The 12733-nt window shown below is 70.1% G+C and carries 12 protein-coding genes; 9 read left to right on the forward strand and 3 right to left on the reverse strand.

Annotated features, from left to right (window positions below; genetic code table 11):
- Nucleotides 1-118: 118 nt before the first annotated feature.
- Nucleotides 119-1900, reverse strand: a complete 1782-nt coding sequence (locus ACIQTP_RS33315) for a PucR family transcriptional regulator (RefSeq protein ID WP_403407053.1) — start codon at nt 1898-1900, stop codon at nt 119-121.
- Between the two features lie 312 nt (nt 1901-2212).
- Here ACIQTP_RS33315 and dnaK point away from each other — a divergent pair, with 312 nt between their 5' ends.
- The 8 genes from dnaK to ACIQTP_RS33355 are packed head-to-tail and all read left to right on the forward strand — an operon-like array spanning nt 2213 to nt 11227.
- Nucleotides 2213-4114, forward strand: a complete 1902-nt coding sequence (dnaK, locus tag ACIQTP_RS33320) for a molecular chaperone DnaK (protein WP_403407055.1) — start codon at nt 2213-2215, stop codon at nt 4112-4114.
- 8 nt (nt 4115-4122) lie between these two features.
- Nucleotides 4123-4734 carry a nucleotide exchange factor GrpE gene (gene grpE, locus ACIQTP_RS33325; protein WP_403407057.1) on the forward strand — a complete coding sequence of 204 codons (612 nt, stop codon included), beginning with the start codon at nt 4123-4125 and terminating at the stop codon, nt 4732-4734.
- A 6-nt stretch (nt 4735-4740) separates the two neighbouring features.
- The gene (locus tag ACIQTP_RS33330; protein ID WP_403407059.1) at nt 4741-5694 is read left to right on the forward strand and encodes a DnaJ C-terminal domain-containing protein; all 954 of its coding nucleotides are present in this window, start codon (nt 4741-4743) and stop codon (nt 5692-5694) included.
- Nucleotides 5691-6098: a chaperone modulator CbpM gene (locus tag ACIQTP_RS33335; protein ID WP_403407061.1), complete on the forward strand. Its 408-nt coding sequence runs from the start codon at nt 5691-5693 to the stop codon at nt 6096-6098. The genes ACIQTP_RS33330 and ACIQTP_RS33335 overlap by 4 nt, the downstream gene beginning before the upstream one ends.
- Nucleotides 6089-8728, forward strand: coding sequence for an ATP-dependent chaperone ClpB (gene clpB / locus ACIQTP_RS33340; protein WP_403407063.1), 2640 nt, complete (start codon nt 6089-6091; stop codon nt 8726-8728). The genes ACIQTP_RS33335 and clpB overlap by 10 nt, the downstream gene beginning before the upstream one ends.
- Nucleotides 8725-9171, forward strand: coding sequence for a thioredoxin (trxA, locus tag ACIQTP_RS33345; protein ID WP_403407065.1), 447 nt, complete (start codon nt 8725-8727; stop codon nt 9169-9171). Before clpB ends, trxA begins: the two co-directional genes overlap by 4 nt.
- A gap of 5 nt (nt 9172-9176) precedes the next feature.
- Nucleotides 9177-9440: a UBP-type zinc finger domain-containing protein gene (locus ACIQTP_RS33350; RefSeq protein ID WP_067378125.1), complete on the forward strand. Its 264-nt coding sequence runs from the start codon at nt 9177-9179 to the stop codon at nt 9438-9440.
- Nucleotides 9440-11227 carry an FAD-dependent oxidoreductase gene (locus ACIQTP_RS33355; protein ID WP_403407067.1) on the forward strand — a complete coding sequence of 596 codons (1788 nt, stop codon included), beginning with the start codon at nt 9440-9442 and terminating at the stop codon, nt 11225-11227. Before ACIQTP_RS33350 ends, ACIQTP_RS33355 begins: the two co-directional genes overlap by 1 nt.
- A gap of 368 nt (nt 11228-11595) precedes the next feature.
- On the opposite strand, the gene ACIQTP_RS33360 is transcribed toward ACIQTP_RS33355, so the two are convergent.
- On the reverse strand, nt 11596-11952 hold the full coding sequence (locus tag ACIQTP_RS33360) for an STAS domain-containing protein (protein WP_403407069.1): 357 nt from the start codon (nt 11950-11952) through the stop codon (nt 11596-11598).
- A complete protein-coding gene (locus ACIQTP_RS33365; RefSeq protein WP_403407071.1) occupies nt 11949-12071 on the reverse strand; it encodes a hypothetical protein in 123 nt (40 codons plus the stop codon). The genes ACIQTP_RS33360 and ACIQTP_RS33365 overlap by 4 nt, the downstream gene beginning before the upstream one ends.
- A gap of 270 nt (nt 12072-12341) precedes the next feature.
- Between ACIQTP_RS33365 and ACIQTP_RS33370 the strand changes: the two genes are divergently transcribed.
- Nucleotides 12342-12704, forward strand: coding sequence for a helix-turn-helix transcriptional regulator (locus tag ACIQTP_RS33370; RefSeq protein ID WP_403407073.1), 363 nt, complete (start codon nt 12342-12344; stop codon nt 12702-12704).
- Nucleotides 12705-12733 lie beyond the last annotated feature (29 nt).

A 12733-nucleotide genomic window follows, 5' to 3' on the forward strand; every position in this document is an offset into this window, starting at 1 on the left:
CGTCTTCTGGCGCGACGTTGATCAACCGAGGAAGGGCCACCCACCCACTGCAGCTCTGTAACAGGGCAGCCCGCCCGACTGCCGCTGACACCGATCGCACGAAAGTTCTAGCGAGGCATCAGCCGGGGCCGCCCAGCACGATCTTCCACACTCGGGTCGCCACCTGGAGATTCAGCCGGTCCTCGACGTTCGCGAGGTCGTTGCCGCTGATGTCGCGGATGCGCTGGAGCCGATAGCGCAGCGTGCTGCGGTGGATCGCGAGGGAGTCCGCGGTCTCGTCGTAGTTTCCGCCGCAGTCGAAGTACCGGGACAGGGTCTCCACCATGGCCGTGTGGTGCCGGGAGTCGTAGTCGATGAGCTGCCCGAGCCACTCCTGGACGAACGTCTCCAGTTCCCGGTAGTCGTTGCCGGGCCCCAGGATGCGGTAGAGGCCGAGCTCGTCGAAGAACGTCGTGCCGTAGTGCTCGCGGGAGTGGCGGCGCACTTCCAGGGCGCGCTGCGCCTCCTGGTAGTGGTGGGGGATGTCGTCCAGGGAGTCGCAAGGGGCGCTCACCCCGATCGTCCCGGACCGTGTCCCGGTCTCCCGGGCGAGCGCCTCGTACAACGCGCGGGCGTGCGGCCTGTCGTCGGCGACCAGGACCACGTGGTCGGAACGTCGGGTCAGCAGCGAGCGCATGCCCACGGCAGAGGCCGCCCGTCCCACGGTCTGCGCGAAGGAATCGTCCGCAGTCCGGTTCGGCCACTGCACCACGACGATGTAGTGGCTGCGGTGCAGGTCGTGTCCGACTGCCTCGGACCGGGCGTAGGCGCTCCCCTCGTCCGTCCCTGCCAGGAGGTCGTCGACCAGCCCGCGGTGCAGCCTCAGCTCCACTTCGGCCAGATTGCGCAGGTGCGTCAACTCCGGGGCGAGCGACGCGGCGGCGTGTTCCAGCGCGAGCACGGTGTGCTCGTCGGCCTCGCCCCGGGCATCGACCAGGGCCAGCACGCCCAGGATCTCGCCGTGCGGGCGGACCAGGGTGATCAGCCGGTCCTTTATCCGCACCGGCCCGGCCTGACGGGCGACGGCGTGCAGCATTTCGTCCTGGCGCACGGGGTCAGGCTCCGGATAGGGGTCGGGGCGGCTGGGGCCGGTCCAGGACCTCAGCCGACCGAAGCGGTCCTCGACCAGCGCGGGGAGTCCAGTGAGCCTGTGCAGCGCGCGGGTGATGGCTTCCTCGCCGCCGCTCGAGGCAGTGACGTCGGCCATGAGCGCGTGGACGGCCCGCTGGTACCTCAGCTCGGCCACGACGGAGATCAGCTGCCGCTGGAGGGCTGTGCGTTCGTCCCTCAGTCGGAGCAGCTCAAGCGCGTCCTCGCGTTGGCGTCGGTATGCGAAGGCGACTGACAGTGCAGCGGCGGTGTGCCGGACGAGTGTGGCGAGCAGGGAGCGCTCGGCCTCGGTGGGCCGGGAGCGGGACGTCACCACGAGGTAGCCGTGGAGTCTGTCAAGTCCGCGTAGCCCCAGGGCCCGGGCCCAGGGCCTGCCGGGTACGGTCACAGGGCCGTCCTGCCCGGCCAGCTCCCGCACGCTCCGGTTCACGGCCGAGGCATGCGTCCGCCGGTTCCTCGGGCTGGGGACCAGGTCGCCGTCCACCTTGAGGTATCCGGCCTCGGCGCTGTATGGCCCTGCGGCGGCTATGTGGTCCATGGCCAGGCGCAGGATCTCGCCTTCGTCCGGGGTGTCGAACAGGGCGCGGGAGAGCACCATCAGTTCGCGCAGGGCATGATCGGCCGGGGTGGGAGCGGGTGGGCGCGGCCCTCTCCGCGCGGCCGTGGGGTGCCGCCCGGCGCTGCCCCGCAGGGGGCTGCCCTCCCGGTCGGAGCAGCGGCGGTACAGGTTGTGCGCCCGGCTGCTGGCCATGGGATCACTCCGTTCTCCCCGAGCCTACAGGCGAGCGGTGGCACCCGCTCCCGGGCCGGCTCATCCGAGATGTTCGGATTCTTCCTCTCGTACTCGTGGGGCGACCGGACCCGTTCGTACTCGTGGGGCGACCGGACCCGTGCATTCCTGACTCGCCAGGCGCAGGCGTGGAGGCACCCGGTTCGCCACCCTGGGGAGTGCTCGAGACCCTCCGTGCGCACGCGTGGGAAACCTGGTGGAGGTCCCACCCCTACCTGAACGAATGTGATCCGGAGAGTCGACGCGGGGGCGCCGCACCTGGAGGAGTTCCTCATGGCCAAGGCAGTGGGCATCGACCTGGGCACCACCAACTCGGTGATCGCCGTGTGGGAGGGTGGCGAGCCGTCCGTCGTGCCCAACGGCGAGGGCAACCGCACGACACCGTCCGTGGTGGCCTTCACCGACACCGGGGAACGCCTGGTGGGCCAGCTCGCCCGGCGCCAGGCGATCCTCAACCCCAAGGGCACCATCTACTCGGCCAAGCGGTTCATCGGCCGGCACTTCGACGAGATCTCCGACGAGGCCAAGGCGGTGGCGTACGACGTCGTCGAGGGCGACGGCGGGGCGGCCCGCTTCAAGGTGCGCGACAAGCTCTATGCGCCCGAGGAGATCAGCGCACAGGTGCTGCGCAAACTCGCCGACGACGCCGGCAAGCAGCTCGGGGAGCGGGTCACGGAGGCGGTCATCACGGTGCCCGCCTACTTCAACGACGCTCAGCGCACCGCCACCAAGGACGCCGGACGGATCGCGGGACTGGAGGTGCTGCGGATCATCAACGAGCCGACGGCGGCCGCCCTCGCGTACGGCATGGACAAGAAGCAGCACGAGACCGTCCTCGTCTTCGACCTGGGCGGCGGCACCTTCGACGTGAGCATCCTCGACGTCGGCGACGGCGTGGTGGAGGTGCGTTCCACGGCGGGTGACAGTCATCTGGGCGGCGACGACTTCGACCGGCGTCTGGTGGATTACCTCGCGGACGACTTCCAGAAGGAGAACGGCATCGACCTGCGCAAGGACCCGCAGGCGCTGCAACGCCTGTTCGAGGCGGCGGAGAAGGCCAAGACCGAGCTCAGCTCGGTGACGCAGGCGCAGGTCAGCCTGCCGTTCATCACCGCCGACGCCGCCGGACCCAAGCACCTGACCACGACGATCATGCGGTCCACCTTCGAGCAGATCACCGCCGACCTGGTGGAGCGCTGCCTGGGACCGGTCCAGCGAGCCATGGCCGACGCCAAGGCCGGCGAGAGCGACATCGACGAGGTCATCCTCGTAGGCGGATCCACCCGCATCCCCACCGTCCAGGCGCTGGTGCGACGGCTGACCGGCGGCAAGGATCCCAACATGAGCGTCAACCCCGACGAGGTCGTGGCGCTGGGCGCCGCGATCCAGGCCGGGGTCCTCAAGGGCGACGTCAAGGACGTCCTGCTGCTCGACGTCACGCCCTTGTCGCTGGGCGTGGAGACGCGCGGCGGAGTGATGACGAAGATCGTCGAGCGGAACACCACCATCCCCGTGCGCCGCAGCGAGACCTTCTCCACCGCCGAGGACAACCAGCCCGCCGTCGACATCGTCGTCCTCCAGGGCGAGCGCGAGCGGGCTGCCGACAACCGGGTGCTGGGCCGGTTCCAGCTCACCGACATCCGCCCGGCGCCGCGGGGCGAACCACAGGTCGAGGTCACCTTCGACATCGACGCCAACGGCATCCTCAACGTCAGCGCGCGCGACAAGGACACCGGCAAGGAACAGGGCATCACCATCAGCGAGAGCTCCAACCTGGACCGCAGTGAGGTCGAACGCATGGTCCAGGAGGCCGAGCGCAACCAGGGCCAGGACCATGCACTCCGCGAGGCCGTCGACGCCCGCAACGAACTCGACGCCGTCGCGTACCAGGTCGAGAAGCGCCTCGCCGAACTGGGCGACGCGGCGCCGGCGCACGAGAAGGCACGCGCCGAGATGCTCGTGTCCGACGCCCGGGCGGCGGTCAAGGAAGAGGCGGGCGTGGAGCGCGTGCGGCCCCTGACCTCCGAACTCCAGCAGGTGCTCGCCGGGCTGGCGGCCCATCGGGGCGCCGCCACCGCGGATGGCGGTCCCAGCCAGGATGCCGCCACCGGTGGTCCCACGAGCGGTGGCGGCGGTGGCGACGATGTCATCGACGCCGAGTTCGACAAGAGCTGAGGCGCGCCATGCCCACCCACCCCCAGGAAGCCGGCCGGGCCGGGTCGGATCCGGTCGGACCGGTCCCGGAAGGCGCCGTAAGCCCTCCTCGCGGGGATTTGCCGCAACCGGGCCCGCCGACCCGGCCGGAAGCGGCGAACGGCGAACCGGGGCCCGACGCCGCGGGCCCCGCGCCTGCCGAGGACGAGTACACGACCGCGATCCAGGAACTGGAGGACCGCTGGCGGCGCGCGCTCGCCGACCTCGACAACCTTCGCAAGCGTCACGCCAGGGAACTGGAGCGCGAACGGGCGGTCGAGCGGTCCCGCACGGCGGCCGCCTTCCTGCCCGTCCTCGACAACCTGGAACTCGCCCTGACCCACGCCGGCGCCGATCCGGGCGCGATCGTGGAGGGCATCCGGGCCGTACGCGACCAGGCGGTGAACGTCCTGGAACTGCTCGGCTACCCGCGGCACGCGGAGACCGGCGTCGCCTTCGACCCGGCCCGGCACGAGGTGGTCGGCGTCGTCCTGGACCCCGACGCCCCACCGGGCACGGTCGTCGAGGTGCTGCGCCCCGGCTACGGGGACGGCGAGCGGCAGCTCAGACCGGCCGCGGTGACCGTCACGAAGCGGGAGTGACCGGCGATGGCACGGGACTACTACGAGGTGCTGGGCGTGTCGCGGAGCGCGAGCCAGGACGAGATCCAGCAGGCATTTCGCAAACTCGCCCGCAGGTACCACCCCGACGTCAACAAGGACCCCGGGGCGGAGGAGCGTTTCAAGGACCTCAACGAGGCATACAGCGTCCTGTCCGATCCCAAGACCCGGGCCCGCTACGACCGCTTCGGCGAGGACTTCCGCAAGATCCCCGAGGACTTCGACGAACGGGTCGCGGCCGGAGCGGGCGGCGGCTTCCGCGGTCGGAGGACCGCGGGCGGTGGTGGTCCTCGCGTCCGGTACACCACCGGCTTCGGCGACGACTTCGGCGCGGAGGGCGTTGACATCGAGGACCTGCTCGGCTCCATGTTCGGAGCCGGCGCCGCCCGAGGCGGCGTCCCCGGAGCGGACCAGGAGGCCGAACTGCCGCTCACCGTCGAGGAGGCGTACCGAGGCGGCCGTCGCACCGTCACGCTCGCCGGCCCCACCGGGCAGCCGCGGCGGTACGAGGTCGACGTGCCGCCGGGCGTCACCGACGGGCAGCGCATCCGGCTGGCGGGCGAGGGCGGCCGGGGCAGCGGTGACGCCGCCGCGGGCGACCTGTACCTGCGGGTGCGTATCCAGCCCCACCCCCGGTTCCGGCTGGACGGCCGCGACGTGCACATCCAGGTCCCGGTCGCCCCCTGGGAGGCGGCCCTGGGCGCGACCGTGCCGGTGCCCACGCCCGGCGGCGGCACGGCCAAGGTCACGGTGCCCGCGGGTTCGTCCAGCGGCCGGCGGCTGCGGCTGCGTGGCGAGGGCATGCCGAACCCGCGCGGCGCGAACGGCGACCTGTACGCCGAACTCCGCATCGTGGTACCGCCCACCCTCGGCGACCGGGAGCGCGAGCTGTTCGAGGAGCTCGCCGCCACTTCCTCGTTCGACCCCAGGAGGACGCGATGAACGACCGACCCGCGGGAGCGGCAGGCATCGGCTGGGCCGGCGGGGGCGCCCGTCCGGTACGAACGGCCGCCGACATCACCGCCTCGACGGCTGTCCGGTACGCGCTCGTGCCCGCCCCCAGGCTCTCCCTCGACACCGTGGCCCGTCGCTCGGGCCTCCACACCGATCTGATCCGCCGGTTCGTCGCCCTCGGCCTCGTCGACGCCGAACGCGACGCCGCGGGGCACCTGGTGTTCGACCCCACGGCCCCGGCGGTTCTCGCCCGCATCCAGCGGCTGCGCACCGGACTCTGCCTCAACTACGCATCCATCGGCCTGGTGCTCGACCTGCTCGACCGCATCAGCCTGCTCGAAGCCGCCCTGCGCGGCCGCGGCATGAGGAGTGAAACACCCCCATGGACATGAACCGTCTCACCCAGAAGTCCCAGGAAGCCCTCCAGGAGGCCCAGACCGCAGCCGTCGGCATGGGGCACACCGAGGTCGACGGGGAACACCTGCTGCTCGCACTTCTCGATCAGGAGGACGGTCTGATCCCGCGGTTGCTGCAGCAGGCGGGCACCGAGCCGAAGGAACTGCGCGCGGCCGTGCGTGAGGAACTCTCCCGCCGCCCGAAGGTCACCGGCCCCGGCGCGGCACCCGGCCAGGTCTTCGTCACCCAGCGCCTCGGCCGCCTGCTCGACGCCGCCGAACGGGAGGCCAAACGCCTCAAGGACGAGTACGTGTCCGTGGAGCACCTCCTGCTCGCCCTGGCTGAGGAGAGCTCTTCGACCGCCGCCGGGCGACTGCTCAAACAGGCCGGCATCACCAGGGACTCGTTCCTGAGCGCGCTCACCCAGGTCCGCGGCAACCAGCGCGTCACCTCCGCCAACCCCGAAGTGGCCTACGAGGCTCTGGAGAAGTACGGCCGCGACCTGGTCCTCGAGGCTCGGTCCGGGCGGCTGGACCCGGTCATCGGCCGTGACGCGGAGATCCGCCGCGTCACCCAGATCCTCAGCCGCAAGACCAAGAACAACCCCGTCCTCATCGGCGACCCCGGCGTCGGCAAGACCGCCATCGTCGAGGGCCTGGCCCAGCGCATCGTTCGCGGCGACGTCCCCGAGGGCCTGCGCGACAAGACGGTGTTCGCCCTCGACATGGGCTCCCTGGTCGCCGGTGCCAAGTACCGCGGGGAGTTCGAGGAACGCCTCAAGGCCGTGCTGTCCGAGGTGAAGGCCGCCCAGGGGCGCATCCTGCTCTTCGTCGACGAACTCCACACCGTCGTAGGAGCGGGCGCCGCCGAAGGGGCCATGGACGCGGGCAACATGCTCAAGCCGATGCTCGCCCGCGGCGAACTCCACATGATCGGCGCCACCACCCTGGACGAGTACCGCAAGCACATCGAGAAGGACGCCGCCCTCGAACGCCGCTTCCAACAGGTCCTGGTCGACGAGCCGAGCGTGGAGGACACCATCTCCATCCTGCGCGGACTGCGCGAACGCCTGGAGGTGTTCCACGGCGTGAAGATCCAGGACACCGCGCTGGTCTCCGCGGCCACCCTCAGCCACCGCTACATCACCGACCGGTTCCTGCCCGACAAGGCCATCGACCTCGTCGACGAGGCGTGCGCCCGGCTGCGTACCGAGATCGACTCGATGCCCGCCGAACTCGACGAGATCACCCGCCGCGTCACCCGCTTGGAGATCGAGGAAGCGGCCCTGTCCAAGGAGACCGACACCGCCAGCAAAACCCGCCTGGAGGAGCTGCGCAGGGAACTTGCCGACCTGCGCGGCGAGGCCGACGCCAAACACGCCCAGTGGGAGGCCGAACGGCAGGCGATCCGCCGCGTGCAGGAACTGCGCCAGGAACTGGAGCAGGTCCGCCACGAGGCAGAGGAGGCCGAACGCGCCTACGACCTCAACCGCGCCGCCGAACTCCGCTACGGCCGACTCCAGGACCTGGAGCGCCGACTCGCCGCAGAAGAGGAGCAACTGGCCGCCAAACAAGGGCAGAACCGGCTGCTGCGCGAGGTCGTCACCGAGGAGGAGATCGCCGAGATCGTCGCCGCCTGGACCGGCATCCCGGTCGCCCGCCTCCAGGAGGGCGAACGCGAGAAACTGCTGCGCCTCGACGAGATCCTGCGCGAGCGCGTCATCGGCCAGGACGAAGCCGTCAAACTCGTCACCGACGCCATCATCCGCGCCCGCTCCGGCATCCGCGACCCTCGCCGTCCCATCGGCTCGTTCATCTTCCTCGGCCCCACCGGCGTCGGGAAGACCGAGCTGGCCAAGACCCTCGCCCGGACTCTGTTCGACTCCGAGGAGAACATGGTCCGCCTCGACATGAGCGAGTACCAGGAGCGGCACACTGTCAGCCGGCTCATGGGCGCGCCGCCCGGATACGTCGGCTACGAGGAAGGCGGCCAGCTCACCGAGGCCGTACGCCGCAAGCCGTACTCGGTCGTGCTGTTCGACGAAATCGAGAAGGCGCACACCGATGTCTTCAACACCCTGCTGCAGATCCTCGACGACGGCCGCATCACCGATGCGCAGGGCCGCACCGTCGACTTCCGCAACACCGTGATCATCATGACGTCCAACATCGGCTCCGAGCACCTCCTCGACGGCGCCACCGCCGAAGGTGAGATCAAGCCCTACGCCCGCGCCCTGGTGATGGGCGAGCTGCGCGGGCACTTCCGCCCGGAGTTCCTCAACCGCGTCGACGACATCGTGCTGTTCAAACCACTCGGCGAGCGGCAGATCGAGCGGATCGTGGAACTGCAGTTCGACGAACTGCGGCAGCGGCTCGCCGAACGCCGCATCACCGTCGAACTCACCGACGCGGCCCGGCAGGTAATCGCCCACCAGGGTTACGACCCGGTGTACGGGGCCCGGCCACTGCGCCGCTACATCTCCCACGAGGTCGAGACACTGGTCGGACGCGCCCTGCTGCGCGGCGACGTCCAGGACGGCGCGACGGTCCGCGTCGACGCCGAACACGCGGAGCTGGTGGTCACCTACGACCAGCCCGAGGACGTGAAGGGAGCGCGAGCGGCATGAGCACGATGCAGGCGACGACCGTCAGTTGTCCCAACTGCGGGCGCACCAACCGGGTGCCCGTGGCCGCGGAGGGCCGCCCCAAGTGCGGCCACTGCAAGCAGCCCCTACCGTGGATGGTGGACGCGGGCGACGACGACTTCACCGAGGTCGCCGAGCGGGCCGACGTCCCCGTCGTGGTCGACCTGTGGGCCACCTGGTGCGGCCCCTGCCGCATGGTCAGCCCCGCGCTGGAGAAGGTCGCCACCGATCTCGCCGGCCGAATCAAACTCGTCAAGGTCGACATCGACAAGAACCCGCGGCTGTCGCAGCGTTTCGAGGTCCAGGCGGTACCGACACTGCTCGTCCTCGACCAGGGCGAGACGGTCGCCCGGCAGACGGGGGCGGCGCCCGCCCCCGCTCTGCGCCAGTGGGTGAAACAGTCGATCACAGCCCGGGAAGGGTGATCCGGATGACCCTGCACGCAGACCCCCACCTCGCGCTTGTCCGGCCGGTCCAGCCACTGACCCCAGAAGGGTGTCAGGAGTGTCTGCTGCTCGGCTCCCCGTGGGTCCACCTGAGGCTCTGCCTGACCTGCGGGCACGTTGGCTGCTGTGACTCCTCGCCGAACAAGCACGCGCGTAGGCACGCAGCCGCCGACGCCCATCCGATCGTGCAGTCGTTCCAGCCCGGCGAGGAATGGCGCTGGTGCTACGTTCACGAGGCGTTCGTCTGATGTCCGGCGACCAGCCGCTGCCGGGCGAAGAACCGGTGCCGGAGGAAGCGGACGAGGCCGTCTTCTGGGAGACCCCGGACATCTACGGCGCGTATCCGCGCCTTACGGAGGACCAGATAGCACGCCTGGCGGAGCACGGGCAACGCCGGAGCATGGCTCCGAACGACGTGCTGCTCCAGGAGGGGGAGCGCTGCGAGACGTTCTTCGTCGTCCTCAGCGGTACCGTCGCCGTCGTCGAGGACTACGGCACTCCCAAGGAGCACGTGCTGCGCGTGCACGGCCCCGGTCGCTTCATCGGCGAACTCGGGCTGCTGTACGGACAGGTGGCCTTCTACACCGCTGTCGCCAGGGAGCCGGGCGAGGTCCTCGTCGTCTCCTTGGACCAATTGCGCCACCTGGTGTCCCAGGACTCCACCATCGGGGACCTCGTGCTGCGCGCCTGTCTGGGCCGTCGCGCGCTGCTCGTCGGACAGGGCGCCGGCTTCCGCATCATCGGCTCGCGCTACTCGCCCGACACCCGGCGGCTGCGCGAGTTCGCCATCCGCAACCGGCTGCCGCACCGCTGGATCGACCTGGAGACCGACGAGGAGGCCGAGGACCTGCTGCGCCGCTTCGGCGTCGGCCCGGAGGAGACACCGCTCGTCATCTGGCGGGACACCACCCTGTTGCGCAACCCCAGCAACGCGGAACTGGCCCGGCTCATCGGCCTGCCGTCACTGCCCGCCGGAAACCGTCACGGCGACGTCCTCATCGTCGGCTCCGGACCCGCCGGCCTCGCTGCCGCGGTGTACGCCGCCTCCGAGGGCCTGAGCACCACCGTGGTGGAGGCGATGGCCACCGGCGGCCAGGCCGCCACGTCGTCCCGCATCGAGAATCTGCTCGGCTTCCCCGCCGGCATCTCCGGCGCCGAACTCACCGAACGCGCCGTGCTCCAGGCCGACAAGTTCGGCGCCAGGTTCAGCATTCCGGTGGAGGCGACCGGTCTCCATCCCAAGGACGAGGACCACTACGTGGTGGCGTTCGCCGACGGCAGCGAGATCGCCGCCCGCGCCGTCGTCCTGGCCACGGGTGCCCGCTACCGCCGGCTCCAGGTGCCCGGCATCGAACGCCTGGAGGGAACGAGCGTCCACTACTCGGCGACCTTCTACGAGGCCCAGCAGTGCCGCACCGACCCGGTGGCCGTCGTCGGCGGAGGCAACTCGGCGGGCCAGGCGGTGCTGTTCCTCGCCGGGTTCGCGCCGAAGGTGCACCTGCTGGTCCGAGGACCCAGCCTTGAGGCCAGCATGTCCCGCTACCTGGTCGACCAGGTCGAGCGCCATCCGCGGGTGGAGGTCATGTTGCACACCGAGGTCACCGAGGTCATCGGCCAGGAGGTGCTGGAGGAGCTCGACGTGGTCGACAACCGCACGGGCGGGCACCGCCGACTCGCGGTACGGGGCCTGTTCGTCTTCACCGGCGCCGACCCCCACACCGAGTGGCTCGCCGGCATCATCGCCCTCGACTCCCGCGGCTTCGTCCTCACCGGCCCGGAGGCCCAGGAAGCCTGCGCCTACCCCGAGGTGTGGCACGGCCGCGGGCGCTCGTGCATGACCCTGGAGACCAGCCTGCCCGGGGTCTTCGCGGTAGGGGACGTCCGTAGCGGCTCGGTGAAACGGGTGGCCTCCGCGGTCGGCGAAGGCGCGATGAGCATCCACTTCGTGCACCGCTACCTGGGCCGCACGGCCGCGCACGGCGGCACCGACAGCTCACCTCACACCCGTCCGAAGGAGTCCGCTTGGCTCGCATGACGCCCAGAGATGCGGGACCTGCGGGATCTGACGCGGTCAGGGACAGCGATGACGCAGGAACGGGCTCGGATGATCCAGCGGCTGGCGAAGATGCTCCAGGACGCCGGGATCAAGCTGACATCGTGGCCTCCCAGGCGTACTCGAAGTCCGCGCGGGCGATCCTGGACGCACTGGTGGAGGGAGAGCGCGATCCAAAGGTCCTGGCCTCGCTGGTCAAGGGCCGCTTGCGGTCCAAGAGGGAGAGGCTGGAGGAGGCACTCGGGCACCGTTTCCGCCGAGCTTTCCGAGCGACCTCGATGGGACCTCCAGATGTTGAGGGAAAGCGACGGACGCCGGTGGGCTGGGGCCGCCTGAACGGGGACGATGTTCTAGCTGCTCAGGGCCTGTTGGAGCGTGGGATAGCAGGTGATCACAGTGTCGAGGCCGACGAGCTGAAGGACGCGCAGGATGTAGGGGGTGGGGCCGGCCACGCGTACCCAGCCCTGGATGGCGGTGGCGGCCTGGTGAGCTCCGATCAGGGTGTTGACGCCCGTGGAGTCCATGAAGGTCACCTGACTCAGGTCCATCACGGTGTGCCGGGTCGCTTCGCCGTCGGGGTCCAGGAGCGCGCGCTGGATCTCCGCGCCGGTGGTGAGGTCGACTTCGCCACGCAAGGCCAGCACGGCGATGCCCTCGGCGGTGGTGAACCGGGTGACCGACAGCCTTGGAGGCTCCATCGTGGTCATCCCTTCACGCCACAGGGCTCGGCCAGCGGCGTGTCGAGGCCGATGACGACGGCGGTCAGTTGCTGCTGCAGTGGTTGGGGCAGCGGCTCTCCGTGGACCGTGTCCACCAGGTTGTCCATGCGGTCGAGTTCAGTGCGCGGACTCTGCGTGGCCTCGCCGGCCGCGGTGCCCTCCCTCGGGGAGTGATGGCCTGTGGCCGACACAAGCGGGGACCTCTCACCGCTCTCGGGTTGCGCAGAAGGCGCACGCTCTGACATGGCCGCCGCTCCCTAGGCATCCACCCGACTCTGACCCCATAAGCGTCCACGCCCTACCGTTCACCCGTCAAGAGATACCGGAAAAGTTTTTCATACTTTCGTATACGTGAATACTGCGTCTATCCTGAGGTGATGCGTGGAGTACCCGAGTCACATACAGGCTGGACGTTCCTGACCAATCACGCCCGCGTGCTGGCCGCGATCGCCGAGGACCGCACCACCCGCATCCGCGACATCGCCGCGCGATGCCAGCTCACCGAGCGGGCCGTCCAGAAGATCATTTCGGATTTGGAGGAGGACGGCTATCTCACCCACACCCGCCAAGGACGCTCCAACGAGTACCGGATCGAAGAGGGGACCAACCTGCGGCACCCGGCAGACTCCGGGCCGACGGTGGCGGATCTCCTCGCCCTCCTTGCTCAGCACGACACCGAACACGGCAGCCGGAACCAGCAGTTGCAGACGCCACCCCGCACGCACGAACAAGGAAGGTGACCGGTGACGACATCGGCACGACCCCCGGG

It is taken from the genome of Streptomyces sp. NPDC090798 (assembly GCF_044768965.1).
Classification (GTDB): Bacteria; Actinomycetota; Actinomycetes; order Streptomycetales; family Streptomycetaceae; genus Streptomyces.

Excerpts from the sequence above, each read along its gene's own strand:
- ACIQTP_RS33315 (WP_403407053.1), bottom strand. The coding sequence starts at position 1,900 with ATGGCCAGCAGCCGGGCGCACAACCTGTACCGCCGCTGCTCCGACCGG.
- dnaK (WP_403407055.1), top strand. The coding sequence starts at position 2,213 with ATGGCCAAGGCAGTGGGCATCGACCTGGGCACCACCAACTCGGTGATC.
- grpE (WP_403407057.1), top strand. The coding sequence starts at position 4,123 with ATGCCCACCCACCCCCAGGAAGCCGGCCGGGCCGGGTCGGATCCGGTC.
- ACIQTP_RS33330 (WP_403407059.1), top strand. The coding sequence starts at position 4,741 with ATGGCACGGGACTACTACGAGGTGCTGGGCGTGTCGCGGAGCGCGAGC.
- ACIQTP_RS33335 (WP_403407061.1), top strand. The coding sequence starts at position 5,691 with ATGAACGACCGACCCGCGGGAGCGGCAGGCATCGGCTGGGCCGGCGGG.
- clpB (WP_403407063.1), top strand. The coding sequence starts at position 6,089 with ATGGACATGAACCGTCTCACCCAGAAGTCCCAGGAAGCCCTCCAGGAG.
- trxA (WP_403407065.1), top strand. The coding sequence starts at position 8,725 with ATGAGCACGATGCAGGCGACGACCGTCAGTTGTCCCAACTGCGGGCGC.
- ACIQTP_RS33350 (WP_067378125.1), top strand. The coding sequence starts at position 9,177 with ATGACCCTGCACGCAGACCCCCACCTCGCGCTTGTCCGGCCGGTCCAG.
- ACIQTP_RS33355 (WP_403407067.1), top strand. The coding sequence starts at position 9,440 with ATGTCCGGCGACCAGCCGCTGCCGGGCGAAGAACCGGTGCCGGAGGAA.
- ACIQTP_RS33360 (WP_403407069.1), bottom strand. The coding sequence starts at position 11,952 with ATGACCACGATGGAGCCTCCAAGGCTGTCGGTCACCCGGTTCACCACC.
- ACIQTP_RS33365 (WP_403407071.1), bottom strand. The coding sequence starts at position 12,071 with ATGGACAACCTGGTGGACACGGTCCACGGAGAGCCGCTGCCCCAACCA.
- ACIQTP_RS33370 (WP_403407073.1), top strand. The coding sequence starts at position 12,342 with ATGCGTGGAGTACCCGAGTCACATACAGGCTGGACGTTCCTGACCAAT.